Genomic DNA, 18,125 nt, shown 5'->3' with positions numbered 1-18,125 from the left:
CGTCACCCCGACGGCCCGGCCGGATCCAGGCACTGCCGATCCCGTGATCCAGGTCACAGCGGGTCGCGCGATCCACGGATCAGGAGGACATGGATCCGGCCGTACGGGCATTGCCACGATCGGTCCCATGAGCACACCAACGCTGAACACCCATTGGATCGGCGGTGACGCCGTCGCCGGATCCGCTGACACGATCGACGTGCTGAACCCGGCGACCGGCGAGACCGTCGCCCGGGTGCCGTCGGGCACCGCCGCCGACGTCGACCGGGCCGTCGCCGCCGCGACGGCCGCCCTCCCCCACTGGACCGCGACCGGCGTCGAGGAACGCGCCGCGGTCGTCCGCCGCATCTCCGAGGGACTGCGGAACCGGGCCGAGGAGATCGCCACCACGATCACCGCCGAGATGGGCGCGCCGATCACCCTCTCCCGCCACGCGCAGGCCGTCTTCCCGGTCGAGGTGGCCGCCTCCGTCGCGGCGCTCGCCGCCGGCTTCCCCTGGACCGAGCAGATCGGCAACTCGCTGGTCGTACGCGAGCCGATCGGCGTCGTCGGCGCCATCACGCCGTGGAACTTCCCCCTGCAGCAGATCGTCTCGAAGCTGGCGCCCGCCCTGCTGGCGGGCAACACCATGGTCCTCAAGCCGTCGGAGATCGCGCCCCTGACGGCGGGGATCCTGGCCGAGGTCGCCGCCGAGGCGGGGCTGCCCGCAGGCGTGTTCAACGTCGTCCATGGGACGGGGCCGGTCGTCGGCGAGGCGATCGCGGCGCACTCCGGCATCGACATGGTGTCGTTCACCGGCTCCACCCGGGTGGGCAGGCGGATCTCGGCCATCGCGGCGGAAACGGTCAAGCGGGTCGCGCTGGAACTCGGCGGCAAGTCCGCCAACGTGATCCTCGACGACGCCGACCTCGCCCAGGCCGTACAGCTCGGGGTGGCCATGGCCTTCACCAACGGCGGCCAGGTGTGCGGCGCCTGGCCGCGGATGCTCGTGCCCGCGTCGCGGCACGACGAGATCGTCGAACTGGTCGTGGCGGCCGCCGCCGAGTACACCGTCGGCGACCCGGCCGACGAGGCCACCCGCATCGGGCCCATGGCGTCGGAGGCGCAGCGCCGCCGGGTCGACGGCTACATCGAGCGGGGCATCGCCGACGGCGCCACCCTCGCGTTCGGCGGGCCCGGCAGGCCCGACGGGCTGCCCGAGGGCGCGTACGCACGGCCCACGATCTTCGCCAATGTCGCCCCGGACGCCGTGATCGCCCAGGAGGAGATCTTCGGTCCCGTCCTGACGATCATCCCGTACGCCGGCGACGACCAGGCCGTCGAGATCGCCAACAACACGACGTACGGACTCACCGGCGGCGTGTTCGGCGGCGAGGAGCTCGCGATCGCCCGGCGGCTGCGCACGGGCCAGGTCGACATCAACGGCGCCCCATGGAACCCGCTCGCCCCGTTCGGCGGCTACAAGCAGTCCGGCAACGGCCGCGAATTCGGCCGCTACGGCGTCGAGGAGTTCCTGGAGACCAAGTCCATCCAGCGCTGACCATATTCGGTTGCCGTCGCCGGAACGGCGCTGGAAGGATCGCCGCCATGCCCGCCTTCTCCGCACCTGATGGAACCGTCCTCGCCTATCACGTGTCCGGAGAGGGCCGGTTCGTGGCGACGACCGCGACGTTCCTGGGCTGACCTGAGTCAGCCGATCCGGAGCGGGAGCGTGCGCGGGCCGCGGACCTGGCCCGTGGCCCAGGTCACCGAGGCCGGGTCGGCGAGGCCGAAGTCGGGGATCCGCTCCAGCCAGACCTCCAGGGCGACCCGCAGCTCCATGCGCGCCAGGTGCGAGCCCACGCAGCGGTGGATGCCCAGGCCGAACGCGGCGTGCCGGTTGACCTCGCGGTCGATGACGACCTCGTCCGCCCGGTCGAACTGGGCGGGGTCCCGGTTGGCCGCAGGGAACGACAGCAGGATCCAGTCGTCGGCCTTCATGTCCACGCCGTTCCAGCTCATGTCCTCCTTGACCAGCCGGGCCATCGTGACCGGGGCGTACGCCCGGAGGAGTTCCTCCATCGCGGTCGGCAGCAGGCCAGGGTCGGCGACCAGGCGCTCGCGGTCGGCCGGGGTCTTGGCCAGGTGCCACAGCGAGGCGCCGATCGCGCTCCACGTGGTGTCGATGCCGGCGATGAGCAGCAGCGCCATCGTTCCCGCCACGTGGGACGATTCGAGCTTGTGCCCGCCGAACTCGACGTTGATCAGGTAGGTGGTGAGGTCGTCGCGCGGATTGTCGACGTGGTCGTGAATCTGCGCGAGCAGGTAGTCGAACAGGTTGTCCATCCGGCCGAGGCGTTCCTCCGGCGGGAGGTTGACGCCTTCGAGCACCCCCTCGATGAAGGCGCGGAAGCGTGGCCCGTCCTCGGGCGGGAAGCCGAGCATGTCGGCGATGACCCGCATCGGGATGTGCTGCGCGTAGTCGCGGGCGGCGTCGACGACGTCCTCCCCCTCCAGCGCGTCGATGAGGGCGTGGCAGAACGCCCTGGTCGCGGCCTCCCGCCTGGCCACCGCGTTCTTGGTGAACGCCGGGAGCAGGAGCTTGCGCGCGTGGTGGTGGAACGGCGGGTCGGAGGAGATCGGCGGCGAGCCGCCGATCGGGGCCAGCTCGGGCGGCGGCCGGAAGTTGCCCATGATGATCGCCCGGGACGAGAAGCGGTCGGTGTCGTACGCGATGGCCGCGACGTCCTCGTAGCGGGTCGGCAGCCACCCGCCGCCGAAGCGCTCGGTGTGCGCGATCGGGCAGCGCTGCCGCAGCTCGTCCTGGATGCGGTACGGGTCGGCCGCCCACTCGGACTCGGTGTGGGAGAAGTCGGTCGCCCAGTCCGAGACCGGGCCGGTGACGATCTCGTTGCGGGTGCCGATGGGCCGCTCTGCCCGCATCTCCTGGAAGTCCCGGCCAAATCTGTCGTCGACGGTCATGTCAGGCCTCCTGCAGGATCTCGATCGCGCGTTCCGGACAGTTGGACGCCGCCAGGCCGGTGGCGCGCTCCTGCTCCCGCGGCACCGTGCCGTCGCCGATGACCTGCCCGTATCCCTCGTCGTCCGCGCCGAACAGGTCGGGGGCGAGGTCGTAGCAGCGGCCGTGCCCCTGGCAACGCTCGGAGTCGATCTTCACTTTCACCGCGGTGGTCCCTTCGGTGCGGCGGGGGCGAGCGCGGTGGCGAGCCGGGTGAGCAAGGCGGTCCACTCCTCGTCGTCCACCGCGTGCAAATCAGGCGTGATCAGCGCGCTGCCCATCGCGAGCAGCAGGCAGAAGTGCGCGAGCGCGCCCGGCGACAGGGCGGGATCGAGCTCGTCCCCGGCCTGGCCGAGGCGGACGAGCTCGGCGAGCCAGTCGGCGCGCTCGCCGACGTAGGCGCGGGTCGGCCCGGCGACGTCCGCGTCCCGGCGGGCCGCGACCAGCGCCTCCACGATGAGGAAGCGGCTGGGGTCGCGGCGGCGGGGCAGCCAGCGGCCGATGGCGAGGAGCAGATCCGTGATCGAGCGATCCGGGTCGGCGGCGAACAGGCCGGCCAGCAGCCGCCGCCCGTGCGCGCGCAGCGCGGCCACCAGCAGCTCGGCTTTGGACCCGAAGTGCGCGTACAGCGCGCCGTTGCTGACTCCCGCGGCCGCGGCGATGTCGGCCACCCGGGTGCCGTCGTAGCCGCGCTCGGCGAACACCTCGGCGGCCGCGCGCAGCAGCCGCTCGCGCGTCTCGGCGGCGGTGACGCCCGCGATCCGGCCCATGGACAAATTAAAAAAGCGTTCATTTGATATGTCAATGTCCGGGGAAACAGGGTCGAAACCAGGAGGCCATTCGGCGGCAACAGCGCGGTTGTTCACTTCGGTTCAACGCTGGTGACCGACAGTGGACGGAGCCTCCGATGGCGACCTCGCTCGCAGAGCTGACCAGAGCCGATGGTGTGCGGTTCATCCTGGCCACGTTCGTCGATCTGACCGGGAAGCCGTGCGCCAAGCTGGTGCCGGTGGAGGCGGTGGACGACCTGGAGGCGGACGGGGTCGGCTTCGCGGGGTACGCGGCGGGCGCGCTGGGGCAGCAGCCGTACGATCCGGACATCATGGCGATTCCGGATGTGGGGTCGTATACGCCGTTGCCGTTCCTGCGGGAGGGGCTGGCGCTGGTGCACTGCGATCCGCATGTGAACGGGGAGCCATGGCCGTACGCGCCGCGGGTGATCCTGCGGCGGTTGCTGGCGCGGATGCCGTACACCCCGTTTGTCGGCGCTGAAGTCGAATATTTCCTGTTAAAGCGGGATATTTCGGGGAACGTGGTGGTGGCGGATGAGCGGGATGGGGCCGCGCAGCCGTGTTACGACGCGCGCGGGGTCACCCGCATGTACGAGCATCTGACCACCGTCTCCAGCGCGATGAACTCCCTCGGCTGGGGTAACTACGCCAACGACCACGAGGACGCCAACGGGCAGTTCGAGCAGAACTTCCGGTTCGCCGACGCGCTCACCACCGCCGACCGCGTGATCACCCTCAGGTATGTGCTGCACATGCTGGCCGAACGCCGGGACATGATCGCCACCTTCATGCCCAAACCGTTCACCGACCGCACCGGCAGTGGCCTGCACCTGCACCTGTCGCTCTGGGACGGCGAGACCCCGCTCTTCCCCGGCGAGGACGATCCACGCGGGCTGGGGCTCTCCAAGCTGGCGTACGCCTTCGTGGCCGGAGTGCTCGACCACGCGGCCGGGTTGCACGGGGTGATCGCGCCGACGGTCAACTCCTACAAGCGGCGCGGCGCGGCGACGACCAGTTCGGGGGCCACCTGGTCGCCCAAGCGGGCCAGTTACGGCGGCAACGACCGGACCCACCTGCTGCGGGTGCCGGAGGGTGACCGGGTGGAGTTGCGCGGGGGTGACGGGTCCGCCAATCCGTACCTGGCGATCGCGGCGGTGCTGGCGGCCGGGCTCGATGGGATCGAGCGGGATCTGGATCCGGGGGATCCCAGCGGGCCCGGGCGGTTCGCGGATTCGGCGGCCGAGTTGCCGGTGACGTTGCTGCACGCGGTGGAGGCGCTGGAGCGGGACGCGGTGGTGCGCGAGGTGCTCGGCGCGGAGGTGGCGGCGTACTACGCGGGGCGCAAGCGGGAGGAGTTCTTCTCCTGGCACAACACGGTGACCCCGTGGGAGATCGACACCTACCTGACGGCGTTCTGATGTGCGGCATCACCGCCCTCCAGCTCCGCGACCCCGGCCTGCGGCCCCGGCTGGGCGCCCTGATGGCCGCCATGATGGCCCAGGTCGCAGAACGCGGCCCCGACTCCGCCGGAATCACGATTTATCCGGAAATAACGGTGCTTAAGGGGGTTGGGCATCCGGCGGTGCTGGCCGCCGAGTGGCGATTGCATGAAATGTCCGGCACACAGGCGGTGGCGCACACCCGGATGGCCACCGAGTCGGCGATCACCGCCGCGCACTGCCACCCGTTCGTGGTCGGCGACGGCCTCAGCCTGGTCCACAACGGCTCCTTCGCCAACCACGCCACGATCCGCCGCGAGCTCCTCGCCCGGGGCGTCGCCTTCGACAGCGACAACGATTCCGAGGTGGCTGCCCGGTTCCTCGCGTACCGGCTGGACAGCGGCGACGACCTGGAGAAGGCGCTGCGCCTGCTCTGCGAGCGCTTCGACGGCTTCTACACCCTGGGCGTGCAGACGCCGGACGCCTTCGCCGTGGTCCGGGACGTCATCGCCTGCAAGCCCGCGATCATCGCCGAGACCCCCGGCTGGGTGGCGATGGCCTCGGAGTACCGCGCGCTCGCCGTGCTCCCCGGCATCGAGGCCGCCCGCGTGTACGAACCCGAGCCGGAGGAGGTCTACCTGTGGACATCGACCTGAACACGACGACCGTCCGGACCGCGAACGCCACCCTCCGCGCCCTCCCCCCGGGTGCCACGGCCCGCCTCACCAACCCGGCCGGACGGCACAACCTGGCGGTCGGACTGACCGAGGAGATCACCGTCGAGATCGACGGCACGGCGGGCTACTACGTCGGCGGTCTCAGCAAGAACGCCACCGTGCTGGTCCACGGCACGACCGGGTGGGGCGCCGGGGAGAACCTGATGTCCGGCCTGATCCGGGTGGACGGCGACGCCTCGCAGAGCCTGGCCGCCAGCGCCCACGGCGGCACGATCGTCGTGCACGGCGACGCCTCGCTTCGCGCGGGCATCTCCCTGAAGGGGGCGACCGTGCTGGTCGCCGGGAACGTCGGCGACCATTGCGGCTTCATGGCCCAGGCGGGGACGATCCTGGTCGGCGGCGACGCCGGGCGCGGCCTGGGCGACTCGCTCTACGAGGCGGTCATCTACGTGGCCGGGAGGATCAAGGACCTCGGCGCCGACGCCCGGGTCGAGGAACTCGCCGAATCGGATGTCGAACTGGTCGCCCGCCTGGCCAAACAGCATGGATTCGACCACATCGACCCGGAGAACGTCACCCGGGTGGCCTCCGCCAGACAGCTCTACCACTGGGGAACTCCATGAGCAGCGAACCGATCGTCCGCCTGTGTCTCCGCCCGATCTCCCGCTGGGAAACCTAATGAGCTTCGACGAGATCCGGGAACGAGCCAGGCTCGGCCGGTATCCGATCCGCGGTGGGGGCGCGCGCAGGGCCGTACCGACCTTCGACGACCTGACGTTCCTCACCGCGAGCGCGTCCCGCTACCCCCTGGAGGGCTACCGGGAGCACTGCGCGACGCGGACGGTCCTGGGGGCCGCGAACGCGCGCGATCCGGTCGTGCTGGAGATCCCGATCACCATCGCCGGCATGTCGTTCGGCGCGCTGTCGGCCCCGGCCAAGGAAGCGCTCGGCCGGGCCGCGAGCGAGGTCGGCACCGCGACCACGACCGGCGACGGCGGCATGACGCCGGAGGAGCGGATGAGCTCCAAGACGCTGGTCTACCAGTGCCTGCCGTCCCGCTACGGGTTCAACCCCGACGACCTGCGGGCGGCGGACGCGATCGAGGTGGTGCTCGGCCAGGGCGCCAAACCAGGCGGCGGCGGCATGCTGATGGGCCAGAAGCTGGGCCCCCGGGTGGCCGCGATGCGCACCCTGCCGGAGGGCATCGACCAGCGCTCGGCCTGCCGCCACCCCGACTGGACCGGTCCGGACGACCTGCGCATCAAGATCGAGGAACTGCGCGAGGCGACGGACTGGCGGGTCCCGGTCTTCGTCAAGATCGGCGCCACCCGCGTCTACCACGACGTCCGCCTGGCCGCCACAGCGGGCGCGGACGTGGTCGTGGTGGACGGCATGCAGGGCGGCACCGGCGCCACCCAGGACGTCTTCATCGAGCACACCGGCATCCCCACCCTCGCCGCGGTCCGGCTGGCCGCCGACGCGCTGGCCGACTTCCCCGACGTCGCGCTGATCGTCTCCGGCGGCATCCGGAGCGGCGCCGACGTGGCCAAGGCGCTCGCCCTCGGCGCGGACGCGGTCTCCATCGGCATGGCCGCCCTGGTCGCCCTCGGCTGCAACGACACCGTGCACGACATCGGCCCCGCCTCCTACGCCGATCTCGGCACCACGGCCGGGAACTGCGTCGCCTGCCACACCGGCGGCTGCCCGGTCGGGATCGCCACCCAGTCCCCCGGCCTGCAGGCCAGGCTCGATCCGGTACGCGGCGCCGAGCGGGTGGCCAATTACCTGCGGGCGATCACGATGGAGACCACCATGCTCGCCCGCGCCTGCGGCAAGGCCGACGTGCACCACCTGGAGCCGGAGGACCTGGTCGCGCTCACCGTCGAGGCGGCGGCGATGGCCCGGGTGCCGCTGGCCGGAACCGAATGGATCCCGGGCCGGTGAGCGCGCACGAGGTGGTCATCGTCGGCGGCGGCCTGGAGGGCATGTCCATCGCCGCCGCCCTGACCAGGCGCGGCGTCCGCGACGTGCTCGTGCTGGAACGCCGCACGCTCGGGTCCGGCGGCACCGGCAAGTCCAGCGGCATCGTGCGCTGCCACTACGGGGTGCCGCTGCTGGCCGCGATGGCCTGGGAGGGCGTGCGCTTCTTCGAGGACACGCCCGGGCTCGGGTTCCGCCGCACCGGCTACGTGGTCGGGGTCGGCCCCGAGAACGAGGCCGCGCTGCGCGCCAACGTCGCCGCCCAGGCCATCCTCGGCGTCGAGGTGTCGCTGATCGGCCACGACGACGTGCACGCGATGTGGCCGGGGCTGGAGACCAAGGACTTCGCCGCCTTCGCGTACGAGCCGCGCGGCGGTCACGGCGACGCGTACCGGACCTGCCAGCACTTCGCCGAGGCGGCCAGGCGCGGCGGCGCCCGCATCCTGCAGCACACCCCGGTGGCCGCCCTGGTCACCGGCGGCGACCGGGTCATCGGGGTGCGGCTGGCCGACGGCCGCCGGGTCGGCGCCGGCACCGTGGTGGTCGCCGCCGGCGCCTGGTCCACCGCCCTGGTCTCCCCCGCCGGGGTGGACCTGCCGGTCCGCGCCATCCGCGAGCCCATCGTGATCGCCGACCCCGGCCGGGCTTTGGGGGATGTGCCGGTCTTCTCCGACCTGGTGAGCCTGCAATATGTACGCACCGAGCCCGACGGCCGCCTCCTGATCGGCAACAGCGACCTGACCGACCCGGAACCGGCCGACCCCGACCGTTACCTCAACCGAGCCGACGGCCCCCACCTGGAACGCGTGGCCAGCCGCTTCGGCAGCCGCTTCCCCGGCCTGCCGGACGTGTCGTTCGTCACCTCGTACGCGGGCTGCTACGACGTCACCCCCGACTTCAACCCGATCATCGGCCCGGCCGGCCCGGACGGGCTCTTCGTCGCGGCCGGGTTCAGCGGCCACGGATTCAAGATCTCCCCCGCCGTCGGCCGGATGGCCGCCGAGATGATCACCGGCGCCGCGCTGCCCGACTTCCGGCTCAGCCGCTTCGCCGAGGGGCGCCCGCTGACCAGCGCGCACCCGTACGCGGGCGCGGGTGAGATGCGGTGAGCGGCACCCTGGAAGAGATCATCGCCCAGCGCACCAAGGAGTACCGCCAGGCCGCCGGCCTCTCCGCGACCGTCCTCGCCCGCCGGACCGGCCTCTCCAAAGCCATGCTCTCCAAGATCGAGAACGCCCAGACCTCGTGCAGCCTGACCACCCTGGCCCGCCTGGCCGAGGGCCTGGAGATCCCGGTCACCGCCCTGTTCCGCGGCGTCGACGTGGAAAGCGAGGCGGTCTTCACCCCCGCCGGCCACGGCGCCGAGATCGTCCGCCGCGGCACCCGGATCGGCCACCGCTACCAACTGCTCGGCGCCCTGCGCGGCGTCCACCGCCGCCTGGAACCCGTCCTGGTCACCCTCAGCGAATCCAGCGAGGTCTTCCCCCTCTTCCAGCACCCCGGCACCGAATGCCTCTACATGCTGGAAGGCGTGATGGTCTACGGCCACGGAAGCTCCAGCTACACCCTCACCCCTGGCGACTGCCTCCAGTTCGACGGCGCCGGCCCTCACGGCCCCCAACGCCTGCTCGAACTACCGATCCGCTTCCTGTCGGTCACCGCCTGGCCCGGCTGACTTAAGCGCGGCTTGTGGTCTCCGTCGCTGGAGTGGGGCCGGCCTGGTCGATGGTGGCGCTCCTGCCCACGACGAGCGGGCCTCGACGCCCGACTGCCCACACGGTGAGCGCGACGCAGCTGAGCACCACGCCCGCGATCGCGACGGCCGTCCACCCACCGGCGGACCAGAGGACGGCCGCGGCGGCGGAGCCGCTGGCGCCGCCGATGAAGTTGCAGGTGACGTAGGCGGTGTTGAGCCTGCTGCGAGCCTCGCCCGAGACGGCGAAGACCCGGGTCTGGCTGAGGATGCCGTGCGCCTGCAGGGCGGCGTCGAGGACGACGACCACGACGAGAACGAGGACGACGGAGCGACCGGCGAACGCCGCGACGACGAAGGCGATAAGGGTGAGCACCCATGTCGCGCCGGTGGCCGGAAGCGACCAGCCTCGGTCGTGCAGGCGCCCGGCGCGTTGAGCGGCGAGGGCGCCGGCGAGCCCGGCCAGCCCGAACAGCCCGATCACGGACACCGGATAGTGGAACGGCGGCCCGCTGAGCAGGAACGTCAGCGCCGTCCAGAACATGGTGAAGGCGGCGAACCCGGTGGCGGCGAGAACCAGCGTCCAGCGCACGCTCCGTTCCCGCAGGACGACCGCCGCGACGGAGGCGATCAGCGCGGGATAGGCCACGCGTGTCTTTGGCGCCAGCGGCGGAATCGCCCGGTAGAGCAGAAGCGAGAGAAGTACGGCGACGGCCGCGGCGAGGACGAAGATCGTGCGCCACCCGGCGGTGCCGGCGACGAGTCCGCTGATCGTACGGGAGACCAGGATGCCGGTGAGAATGCCCGACACGACGGTCCCGACCACGCGGCCACGATGAGCCTCATCGGCGAGATCCCCAGCCAGCGGGGTGAGGATCTGCCCGGAGACGGTCGTCACCCCCAGGACCGTGATCGCGAGCAGAAGAACGCCGAAAGACGGCGCCACGGCACACAGGACAAGCGCGGCCGCGGAACACAGCATCATGATCGGGATGAGCTTGCGCCGGTTGAGCACGTCGCCAAGCGGCACGAGCAGCAGGATCCCGGCCGCGTATCCGAGCTGGCTCGCGGTGACCAGCCAGCCCGCGATCGCGGTGGAGGCGCCCAGATCATCCGCGATGAAGTCGAGCAGCGGCTGCGCCCAGTACAGGTTGCCGACCGCGGCGCCCGCGGCCACGGCGAACAGGAAGGTCAGCCAGCGGCTCATGACCTGCGGCGGTGCCGGTGGTCGCGCTGTCACGGTGTCACCTCCACCAGCTCCCGCCGGACACCCTAGCGACCAGCGGCGACACCATCCAAACGTTGGTCCGGAAACTGGCGGCGCGGTAACCCATTCGGCCGGTGAGACGATCACGGCCTGCCATGCGGTTGCGTGAGGGGAAGATTGCGGGGAATCGCGGGTGTCAACGCGCAGATCATCGCCGAGGGCGAGTACACGGCCGACGATGGCGCCGTCGTCGTCGTGGGCCCGGCGCTGGAGGCGGCGATCTCCGGCACGGTGAGCCACCCGCCGGACGAGCGCATCGACCCGCCCCACCCGGTGACCGGTCACCGGACGTCTTTCGAGGTGACCGCCGAAAGCAGCCTTCAAGCCGCACGACGGCTCCACCTTGCCGGGGCCGAACGGATCGCCTTGCCCTTCTTGCTGGTGAAAGCGGTGTAGCAGGTCTCGGCGACCTCGGCGTCGGAGACCCAGCCGCCGGCCTGCTCATCGAAGACGGCGCGCGGATACTTGATCGGCGTCCAGGCATCCTCGCTGATGGCGGCGATCGCCGCTTTGACCTTGGGGTCCAGTTTGGCGGTGAGCGAGAAGCGGGCGTCATGGTCGCGGCAGGCGGCCACCACCTCGGCGGCATAGAAGGCGCTGTCGCCCCGCATCAGCAGGGTGCCCGTCGCTCCGCTCGCGCGGGCCACCGGAATCGATTCTCGCAGCAGCGATGCCGCACCGCGAGCGGAGTTGGCGCTGCCGCCGCGCAGCCGGGCGCCGCACACCACCGGAGCGGCCAACGGTGTGGACAGCGTGGCAGCCAGCACGTTCAGCCCGCGCACCAGCACACTCTTGCCCTGAATCTTGGTGTGGCCGAAGCCCGAGCCCTGCTTGGCATGGCCGTAGGTGCGCCGCTGCATCGAATCGATGTCCAGGTAGGCCAGCACGTCCGCGCCCGGCAGCAGCGGCGTGTGCCTGGCCAGGCTGACCAGCAACTGTCGTGCGCTCTTCTCGCGCTCGCGCGGCTCCGCGTGCCCGCGCAACGACCATCGAGCTGGAGGACTGAGCAGGAAGGGAGCAATCCCGTCATCTCGATCGGCCGTCGGTCGGATGCGCCGAACGGTGATCTGAGGTCGAGTGTGGTGGGGTTTCGGGGGCGAGGCCGCGTATGGCGGAGAGAGTGACGGTTCGCTCGGATCGGCCGCCGCCGAAGGCGACCGCCCAATCCAGCAGTGCGGTGAGCCTGCTACGGAAACCGACGAGGTAGATGAGGTGGACCAGCAGCCACACCAGCCAGGCCGGGAAGCCGGCAAGCCGGAGCCGGCCGACGCTGGCCACGGCGCTGAATCGGGCGACGATGGCCATGTTGCCCCTGTCTCGGTAACGGAACGGGCGCCGGGTCGGCGCGCCGCGCAGCCTCCGCAGAATCTCGGCGGCCGCGTGCCGCCCGCTTTGCATCGCGACCTGAGCCACCCCGGGCAGACCGGCCAGGGACATCATGTCCCCGACGACGAATACCTCGGGATGACCGGGCAGGCTGCAGTCGGGCTCGACGGCGATCCTGCCCGCGTGGTCGAGTTCCGCACCGCATTGGGCGGCCAACTGGGCGCCGAGCGGTGAGGCGGCCACTCCGGCAGCCCAGACCTTGGACATGGCCTCGATGCGGGACCGCGTGCCGTCCGCGGCGACGACGTCCACGCCCGTCTCGTCCACGCCGACGACTTTGGTGCCCGTCCGTAGCTGCACGCCCACGCGCCGAAGCTCGCGCGCGGCCTTGTCGGACAGGCGCTCGCCGAAGCCGGGCAGCACTTCCGGGCCCGCTTCGAAGAGAATGATACGGCTGCGGGCCGGATCGACGGTGCGGAACTCCCCCGGCAGAGTACGACGGGTCAGCTCCGCGATCTGTCCGGCGATCTCCACTCCGGTCGGGCCACCGCCGATTACCACGAAGGTCTGCCACCGTTCGATCACCGCCGGGTCGGTTTCCAGCTCCGCGAGCTCGAACGCGCCGAACAGGCGTCCGCGCAGCGTGAGCGCGTCATCGATCGTCTTCATGCCGGGGGCGTGTTCGGCGAAGTCGTCACGGCCGAAGTACGAGTGGCCGGATCCCGCGGCTACGATCAGGCTGTCATAGGGCGTGACCGTGGCCTTTCCTGGCGCGGTGGACGTGACGGTGCGGGCAGCGAGGTCGATCCGTGTGACGTCGCCGGTCAGCACGCGGACGTTGTGCTGCCGTCGCAGCACCTTGCGTGTTGCCGGCGCGATCGATCCCTCTGACAGAATCCCCGTGGCCACCTGATACAGCAGCGGCTGAAACAGGTGATACGCGGTGCGCGAGATCATGGTCACCTCGACTGGCGCCCGGCCAAGCTCCTGCACCGCGAACAGCCCGCCGAATCCCGAGCCGACCACGACCACGCGATGTGTCTTGTGTTCTTCGTGCACAGCAGCCCCCCTGGCGACGCCGGTGGTGGCCCGCCCTGCGCCAATCGGCCGTACGATCCGATGTCCCGTGGTGATCCCGGACGGGCGGGTTCATCTGATGGCTCGTGGGTATGCGTATGGCTGGGCCGCCTGACCGAGTACGTAGCTCTGCACCGTATATACCCAGTCGCGCCGCTCGTCAGGCGTCGGGGCACGCCTAGTGCCTCGGTTGGGGGAATCATGAATATTCCGCGAGGGCAGGTCCTGGTGCTGTACGGCATCACCGGGGACCTCGCCAAAAAGATGATCATTCCAGCGCTGTATCGGCTCACCGCCCGCGGCGTACTCGACGTTCCGGTCATCGGCGTGGATCGCGGGCCACAGGAGGCGGCCGCGCTGCGCGAGCACGTGCGCGACAGCGTCGCCGCCTCCTGCGGCCGAGTCGATGAGGAGGTGTTCGGCGCGTTCGTCGACAGGCTCGTTCCGTTGACCGGCGACGTGACCGAACCAGGCCTGTATTCGCAGATCGCGCGCCACATCCCCGACGACGCGTTCGCGGTCCACTACCTGGCCGTGCCCCCCGCGCTGTTCGGGCCGATGGCCGAACGGCTGGCCGCCGCGGGGCTGAACGCCCGCGGGCGGCTGGCGGTGGAGAAACCGTTCGGCCACGACTTTGCCTCCGCGCGGCAGCTCAACACCGCGCTGCACCGGCACTTCCCGGAGGAGCGGCTGCTGCGGGTTGATCATTTCCTCGGCAAGGAGACGGTGCAGAACCTGGTGGCGTTCCGCTTCGCCAACAGCCTGCTGGAGCCGATCTGGAACCGCGATCATGTCACCTCCGTGCAGATCACGATGGCCGAGGCGTTCGACGTCGTCGACCGGGGCGCGTTCTACGACGCGGTGGGCGCCGTCCGCGACGTCCTGCAGAACCATCTGCTGCAGGTCCTGGCGTACCTGACCATGGACCCTCCGTCCGACCACAGTCCAGAAAGCGAACGCGACGAAAAGCGGCGGCTGATGTGTGCGATCCGCGCAATCGATCCGGAGGACCTGGTGCGCGGCCAGTACGCCGGCTATCTCGACACCCCAGGCGTCGCCGCCACGTCGACCACCGAGACCTACGCAGCGGTGCGGCTGTGGATCGACAACTGGCGCTGGACCGACGTACCGTTCCTGATCAGAAGCGGCAAGGCCCTCGCGGCCACCACCACCGAGATCGCGGTACGGCTCCGCCGCCCACCCCGCATGCTGTTCGCCTCCGGCAACGCCGAACGTCCGCGACCCAACGTCGTGCGTTTCTGCCTGGAACCCGATCCCGGAGTGACGTTCGAACTGCTCGCCAAGGCGCCCGGGCAGATCGACGCGGTTCGCGAGGTGCCGGTGTCGGTCAGCTTCGGCGGCGAGCTGGGTCAGGTGGAGAGCGCGTACGAACGCATCTTCACCGATGCGCTCTCCGGCGACCCGCGCCACTTCGCCCGCCAGGACACCGTGGAAGAGCAATGGCGCATCGTCGATCCCATCCTCGACGCCAAGTCTTCGCCGGAGCGTTACGAACGCGGCTCCTGGGGGCCCTCCAGCGCCGACCGGCTCACCGAAGATGGCCGCTGGATCCCCACCGTCGCCCGCGCCTCCGCTTGAGGGTCCCTGGCGGGACCTGGTGCTTCACTTTGCCGGGTGCTGCGGGCGCTCACGTTCGCGCCGACCGGGGCGATGGTCGCCGCGCCGACAACCTCGCTGCCGGAGACGGCCGGCGGCGAGCGGAACTGGCGGGTGGAGTGAGCAAGGTCGGCGCCTTCACGCAGGCCTTCGGCAGTGACAGCCTTGACGCGTCCAGCCTGATGCTGGCCATCACCGGCTTCCTCCCCGGGGACGACCCGCGCATGAAAGCGACCATCGACGCGACCGCCGCCCGCCTGACCGACCAGCGAGGCATGGTCTACCGCTACCTCGCCCACGACGGCCTGGCGGGCGAGGAAGGCACCTTCCTGCTGTGCACGTTCTGGCTGGCACAGGCGCAGGCGCTGGCCGGGGAGGTTGACCGGGCCGCCGCGACCTTCGAGCGGGCCGTGGCAGCGATCAACGACGTGGGCCTGCTGTCCGAGGAGGTCGACGTGCCAGTGGCGAGATGATCGGTAACTTCCCGCAGGCGTTCAGCCATATCGGCCTGATCAACGCCGCCTGGGCCATCTCCCAGGCCCAGCAGCGCGCCGCCCGGCCAGGCCCAGCAGCGCCGGCCGGTCCCCGGCAGGCGTAGGGGCACAGGTGCTCTCCTGCCAGGACGCTCATTCCAGGGCCTCCTTGGGCAGGCCGTTTTCGAGGGACTCGATGACCCAGTCGGCCTTGGCCTCGGCGAGCTGGGCGGAATTGAAGTTGTGGCTGGCCACCCCGACGCAGGCGACCCCGGCCGCATGCGCGCCCGCCACGTCGTGAGGGGTGTCGCCGATGACCAGGCAGCAGTCCAGGTCCAGCTCCTCGCCGTAGACCAGGGAGGCCCGGCGCAGCGCGATGCGGGTTACCTCGGCGCGGTCGTTGGAGTCTGAGCCGTAGCCGCCGAAGGAGAAGAACCGGTTCAGGTTGGCGCGGTGCAGCTTGATGTGCGCGGCGCTCTCCAGGTTGCCGGTGATCAGGCCGACCAGGTAGCCCTTGTCGACCAGCCCGGTCAGCAGGTCGACACCCCCAGCGGGCACAGCGGCGGCGCGACATGCAGGCACACCGACTTCGCGAGCGCGGTGACGTTGGCGAGCAGGCGCTGTTGCAGGATCACCGTGAGGGCATGCCCAGCGCGGAACGCGGCGGGGCCGGCAGCGCACACGCATATCCGGCATGTAGGACGTACACCGTTGTCGCGCCCGCCTGTACGGCGGTCGAGATCGGGGTGCTGCTGGCACCGCCTCCTTGATGAGGTGCTGCCGTCCGATTCGCGCTGGCGGAAACACGCCGGGCACCGCGACGCTGGCCAGCACGGCCTCGACCACGGGTCCGCGGGACAGCACCACCTCGTTGCCGGTCTTGACCTCGGTGGCCACCAGGGACAACCGGCAGGAGGCCTCCTTGATGGCCGTGATGGTGCGCTTGATGTATTTGATCTTCTGCCGGGTGGTCGGCTGGCTGTCCCCGTTGGCTCGTAGCGACGCCGTCACCGAATCCGCGCCGAGCGCCGTTCGGCGACGAAGCCGAGGAGAGGTGGCGTAGCGGGAGGCGCCGCGGACGAGGCCCGGCCGCGTGGTCGTCGCCGACCGCGTAGCGGTGATCGGCGGTGGCCTCGACACCAGTGGTGAAGCATGACCTCATGCTTAGCGTTGGTTGATGGTTCGAGTCCTACACTGGGCGATATAACCGACACGTTAGGCGAGGATTTCATGGAAATGCACCGCATCGGCAAAATAGTGCATTGCATGGGGATTTCGACCGTTCGGTATGGACTTGTGATAAACCTTCTGGAGATCGGGCGAATAAAATTTGAAGACTACGAGGTAGAAAATATTCGTCCCCTCGTAACCTCAAGCCCCCCGCTCTCGTGGCTTATCGCCAGATTGGGAGAGAAGAAGGTCGCTAGGTTGCTCGGCGTCACTGAAATCGTTCTGGGCTCGTTGATCGGAGCAAAACCGATTGCGCCGAGAGCGTCAGCCATCGGCAGCCTCGCCGCCGTCGGCATGTTCGCCACCACCCTCAGCTTCCTGGCTACGACGCCCGAGGCGTGGCAAGAGACACGCGGGGAACCGAAGCTGTCCCTCACGGGGCAGTTTCTGGTGAAGGACGTCGTGCTCCTCGGAGCCTCCTTGCTGACGGCCGCGGACGCCCTGCAAGCCGCCGAGCGCCGGTAGCTCAGGGCCTGACCGGGTACCGGTCCACCGCGCTCGGCCCTGGCCCGGGCGGCGACCCCGACACGGCCGCGTCCCGTCCCGCCCGCGACAGCGGGCGTCGCTCGGGCAGGGACTCCAACCGCACCATCTCCGCCGCCGGGCGGTATGACCGTCCCTCATGGCTGGGTCCGTCCTACGGGCCCGCGCCACCCCTGTACCGCATCAGAACTCGTCGTAGCGGTGCTGACCCGCGATTCGGGCGGACGGTGGGGTTAGGGGGTGAGACCGCTGATCCCTATGCGCAGTGCCGGGTTATGCGCAGTGCTGGCCTGTCGTGCCTGGCTGGGGGCAGAACCGGCTAGCGAGCGCTGCGCATAATTTCCGGGTGACGGATCGAAGGCTGGCGAGCCAGTCCAGGAGGCCGGGGTCCTGGTCCATTCAGGCAGGTCGCTGGTGACGATGGCCGGCCTGCTCCTTCGCGAAGAAGCCGCAGGCTTCCTCCACCCACGCCATGGCCACCTCCAGCGAGAACTCTTCCGCACCGCGGGCAGCGAAGTACTTCTGCAGGCGACGCCAGCAGCCCCGGTACCAGACCATCGTCGTGTCCTTGTAACCCAGGCGCACCATCTCCGCGTCCGGCGAGCCGCTGTTCGCGTCGGTCGACAAGTACGACAGCCACTCCGGCTGGCCGAGCTTCACGAAGCCGATCGCCAAGACGAACGTCGTCGAGCGCGAGGACTTCAGCCACGGGATGATCCGGGCGGAGGTCCGCTCGCTGCACGGGGACAGCCACCTCGGCCACGTCTTCGACGACGGTCCTCTCGACGAGGGTGGACTGCGCTACTGCATCAACTCCGCGTCGTTGCGGTTCATCCACCTCGACGACCTGGAGCAGGAGGAGTACGGCGAGTACACGATCGCCGACGTCGACGCCTCGGGCCTGTGGCCCGGCAAGGTCGTCACCGAGGTCACCCCGGCGGGCGACTTCTGGGACGCCGAGCCCGAGGACCAGGAGTACCTGCAGAAGTACCCCCACGGCCACACCTGCCACTTCCCCCGCCCCGGGTGGAAGCTCCCGAAGCGGGCGACGGCCTGATATCTCCGGCGCGCGAA

The 18,125-nt window shown here is 70.3% G+C and carries 20 protein-coding genes and 1 pseudogene; 13 read left to right on the top strand and 8 right to left on the bottom strand.

The window, feature by feature from the left end; genetic code table 11:
• Positions 1 to 127: 127 nt before the first annotated feature.
• Positions 128 to 1,540 carry an aldehyde dehydrogenase family protein gene (locus tag ABGB08_RS30200; protein ID WP_347596741.1) on the top strand — a complete coding sequence of 471 codons (1,413 nt, stop codon included), beginning with the start codon at positions 128 to 130 and terminating at the stop codon, positions 1,538 to 1,540.
• A gap of 149 nt (positions 1,541 to 1,689) precedes the next feature.
• Here ABGB08_RS30200 and ABGB08_RS30195 read toward each other — a convergent pair whose 3' ends face one another.
• Genes ABGB08_RS30195 through ABGB08_RS30185 form a run of 3 tightly spaced genes read right to left on the bottom strand, consistent with a single transcriptional unit; the run spans position 1,690 to position 3,768 of the window.
• Positions 1,690 to 2,961 carry a cytochrome P450 gene (locus tag ABGB08_RS30195; RefSeq protein ID WP_347596738.1) on the bottom strand — a complete coding sequence of 424 codons (1,272 nt, stop codon included), beginning with the start codon at positions 2,959 to 2,961 and terminating at the stop codon, positions 1,690 to 1,692.
• A gap of 1 nt (position 2,962) precedes the next feature.
• Positions 2,963 to 3,163, bottom strand: a complete 201-nt coding sequence (locus ABGB08_RS30190; RefSeq protein ID WP_347596735.1) for a ferredoxin — start codon at positions 3,161 to 3,163, stop codon at positions 2,963 to 2,965.
• The gene (locus tag ABGB08_RS30185) at positions 3,160 to 3,768 is read right to left on the bottom strand and encodes a helix-turn-helix domain-containing protein (protein ID WP_347596732.1); all 609 of its coding nucleotides are present in this window, start codon (positions 3,766 to 3,768) and stop codon (positions 3,160 to 3,162) included. Before ABGB08_RS30185 ends, ABGB08_RS30190 begins: the two co-directional genes overlap by 4 nt.
• 137 nt (positions 3,769 to 3,905) lie before the next feature.
• On the opposite strand from ABGB08_RS30185, the gene glnT reads away from it, so the two are divergent.
• From glnT to ABGB08_RS30155, 6 genes are read left to right on the top strand one after another with little or no spacing between them, the layout of a single operon-like run.
• Positions 3,906 to 5,207 carry a type III glutamate--ammonia ligase gene (gene glnT / locus ABGB08_RS30180; protein ID WP_347596728.1) on the top strand — a complete coding sequence of 434 codons (1,302 nt, stop codon included), beginning with the start codon at positions 3,906 to 3,908 and terminating at the stop codon, positions 5,205 to 5,207.
• Positions 5,174 to 5,884 carry a hypothetical protein gene (locus ABGB08_RS30175; RefSeq protein WP_347596725.1) on the top strand — a complete coding sequence of 237 codons (711 nt, stop codon included), beginning with the start codon at positions 5,174 to 5,176 and terminating at the stop codon, positions 5,882 to 5,884. The genes glnT and ABGB08_RS30175 overlap by 34 nt, the downstream gene beginning before the upstream one ends.
• Positions 5,869 to 6,528, top strand: coding sequence for a hypothetical protein (locus ABGB08_RS30170; RefSeq protein WP_347596722.1), 660 nt, complete (start codon positions 5,869 to 5,871; stop codon positions 6,526 to 6,528). The genes ABGB08_RS30175 and ABGB08_RS30170 overlap by 16 nt, the downstream gene beginning before the upstream one ends.
• 55 nt (positions 6,529 to 6,583) lie before the next feature.
• Positions 6,584 to 7,849 carry an FMN-binding glutamate synthase family protein gene (locus tag ABGB08_RS30165; RefSeq protein ID WP_347596719.1) on the top strand — a complete coding sequence of 422 codons (1,266 nt, stop codon included), beginning with the start codon at positions 6,584 to 6,586 and terminating at the stop codon, positions 7,847 to 7,849.
• On the top strand, positions 7,846 to 8,994 hold the full coding sequence (locus tag ABGB08_RS30160) for an FAD-dependent oxidoreductase (RefSeq protein WP_347596716.1): 1,149 nt from the start codon (positions 7,846 to 7,848) through the stop codon (positions 8,992 to 8,994). Before ABGB08_RS30165 ends, ABGB08_RS30160 begins: the two co-directional genes overlap by 4 nt.
• Positions 8,991 to 9,560, top strand: a complete 570-nt coding sequence (locus ABGB08_RS30155; RefSeq protein ID WP_347596713.1) for an XRE family transcriptional regulator — start codon at positions 8,991 to 8,993, stop codon at positions 9,558 to 9,560. Before ABGB08_RS30160 ends, ABGB08_RS30155 begins: the two co-directional genes overlap by 4 nt.
• 1 nt (position 9,561) lies before the next feature.
• Here ABGB08_RS30155 and ABGB08_RS30150 read toward each other — a convergent pair whose 3' ends face one another.
• Positions 9,562 to 10,818 (bottom strand): MFS transporter, encoded by a 1,257-nt coding sequence (locus tag ABGB08_RS30150; RefSeq protein WP_347596710.1) that lies wholly within the window; start codon positions 10,816 to 10,818, stop codon positions 9,562 to 9,564.
• 132 nt (positions 10,819 to 10,950) lie between these two features.
• Here ABGB08_RS30150 and ABGB08_RS30145 point away from each other — a divergent pair, with 132 nt between their 5' ends.
• A complete protein-coding gene (locus ABGB08_RS30145) occupies positions 10,951 to 11,241 on the top strand; it encodes a poly(ADP-ribose) glycohydrolase domain-containing protein (RefSeq protein WP_347596707.1) in 291 nt (96 codons plus the stop codon).
• Here the strand turns inward: ABGB08_RS30145 and ABGB08_RS30140 are convergent.
• Both ABGB08_RS30140 and ABGB08_RS30135 read right to left on the bottom strand, forming a co-directional pair.
• On the bottom strand, positions 11,166 to 11,780 hold the full coding sequence (locus tag ABGB08_RS30140; RefSeq protein WP_347596704.1) for a transposase: 615 nt from the start codon (positions 11,778 to 11,780) through the stop codon (positions 11,166 to 11,168). The two genes, ABGB08_RS30145 and ABGB08_RS30140, sit on opposite strands and share 76 nt — an antisense overlap.
• A 91-nt stretch (positions 11,781 to 11,871) precedes the next feature.
• A complete protein-coding gene (locus ABGB08_RS30135; protein WP_347596701.1) occupies positions 11,872 to 13,203 on the bottom strand; it encodes an NAD(P)/FAD-dependent oxidoreductase in 1,332 nt (443 codons plus the stop codon).
• A 246-nt stretch (positions 13,204 to 13,449) separates the two neighbouring features.
• Between ABGB08_RS30135 and zwf the strand changes: the two genes are divergently transcribed.
• From zwf to ABGB08_RS30120, 3 genes are all read left to right on the top strand, one after another.
• Positions 13,450 to 14,847, top strand: coding sequence for a glucose-6-phosphate dehydrogenase (gene zwf / locus ABGB08_RS30130; RefSeq protein WP_347596698.1), 1,398 nt, complete (start codon positions 13,450 to 13,452; stop codon positions 14,845 to 14,847).
• A 137-nt stretch (positions 14,848 to 14,984) separates the two neighbouring features.
• Positions 14,985 to 15,338: a glycoside hydrolase family 15 protein gene (locus ABGB08_RS30125; RefSeq protein WP_347596695.1), complete on the top strand. Its 354-nt coding sequence runs from the start codon at positions 14,985 to 14,987 to the stop codon at positions 15,336 to 15,338.
• Positions 15,335 to 15,463: a hypothetical protein gene (locus ABGB08_RS30120; RefSeq protein ID WP_347596692.1), complete on the top strand. Its 129-nt coding sequence runs from the start codon at positions 15,335 to 15,337 to the stop codon at positions 15,461 to 15,463. The genes ABGB08_RS30125 and ABGB08_RS30120 overlap by 4 nt, the downstream gene beginning before the upstream one ends.
• A 28-nt stretch (positions 15,464 to 15,491) precedes the next feature.
• Here ABGB08_RS30120 and ABGB08_RS30115 read toward each other — a convergent pair whose 3' ends face one another.
• The gene (locus tag ABGB08_RS30115; RefSeq protein ID WP_347596689.1) at positions 15,492 to 15,896 is read right to left on the bottom strand and encodes an HAD hydrolase-like protein; all 405 of its coding nucleotides are present in this window, start codon (positions 15,894 to 15,896) and stop codon (positions 15,492 to 15,494) included.
• Between the two features lie 708 nt (positions 15,897 to 16,604).
• Between ABGB08_RS30115 and ABGB08_RS30110 the strand changes: the two genes are divergently transcribed.
• Positions 16,605 to 17,033: a DUF417 family protein gene (locus ABGB08_RS30110; protein WP_347596686.1), complete on the top strand. Its 429-nt coding sequence runs from the start codon at positions 16,605 to 16,607 to the stop codon at positions 17,031 to 17,033.
• A 417-nt stretch (positions 17,034 to 17,450) separates the two neighbouring features.
• Here the strand turns inward: ABGB08_RS30110 and ABGB08_RS30105 are convergent, their stop codons facing one another.
• The gene (locus tag ABGB08_RS30105) at positions 17,451 to 17,726 is read right to left on the bottom strand and encodes a hypothetical protein (RefSeq protein WP_347596683.1); all 276 of its coding nucleotides are present in this window, start codon (positions 17,724 to 17,726) and stop codon (positions 17,451 to 17,453) included.
• Between ABGB08_RS30105 and msrB the strand changes: the two are divergent.
• Positions 17,647 to 18,108: pseudogene (msrB, locus tag ABGB08_RS30100) on the top strand (peptide-methionine (R)-S-oxide reductase MsrB); the annotation flags it as partial. The gene ABGB08_RS30105 and the pseudogene msrB overlap by 80 nt on opposite strands.
• Positions 18,109 to 18,125 lie beyond the last annotated feature (17 nt).

The organism is Acrocarpospora sp. B8E8 (genome assembly GCF_039871605.1).
In the GTDB taxonomy this organism is placed as follows: domain Bacteria; phylum Actinomycetota; class Actinomycetes; order Streptosporangiales; family Streptosporangiaceae; genus Acrocarpospora; species Acrocarpospora macrocephala.
The sequence above is the reverse complement of the archived record's forward strand: the minus strand, read 5'-3'. Positions and strand labels throughout refer to the sequence as shown.

What these genes read in the sequence shown, in the direction of transcription:
- ABGB08_RS30200 (WP_347596741.1), top strand. Translation starts at nt 128, where the DNA reads ATGAGCACACCAACGCTGAACACCCATTGGATCGGCGGTGACGCCGTC.
- ABGB08_RS30195 (WP_347596738.1), bottom strand. Translation starts at nt 2,961, where the DNA reads ATGACCGTCGACGACAGATTTGGCCGGGACTTCCAGGAGATGCGGGCA.
- ABGB08_RS30185 (WP_347596732.1), bottom strand. Translation starts at nt 3,768, where the DNA reads ATGGGCCGGATCGCGGGCGTCACCGCCGCCGAGACGCGCGAGCGGCTG.
- glnT (WP_347596728.1), top strand. Translation starts at nt 3,906, where the DNA reads ATGGCGACCTCGCTCGCAGAGCTGACCAGAGCCGATGGTGTGCGGTTC.
- ABGB08_RS30165 (WP_347596719.1), top strand. Translation starts at nt 6,584, where the DNA reads ATGAGCTTCGACGAGATCCGGGAACGAGCCAGGCTCGGCCGGTATCCG.
- zwf (WP_347596698.1), top strand. Translation starts at nt 13,450, where the DNA reads ATGAATATTCCGCGAGGGCAGGTCCTGGTGCTGTACGGCATCACCGGG.
- ABGB08_RS30120 (WP_347596692.1), top strand. Translation starts at nt 15,335, where the DNA reads ATGATCGGTAACTTCCCGCAGGCGTTCAGCCATATCGGCCTGATCAAC.
- ABGB08_RS30110 (WP_347596686.1), top strand. Translation starts at nt 16,605, where the DNA reads ATGGGGATTTCGACCGTTCGGTATGGACTTGTGATAAACCTTCTGGAG.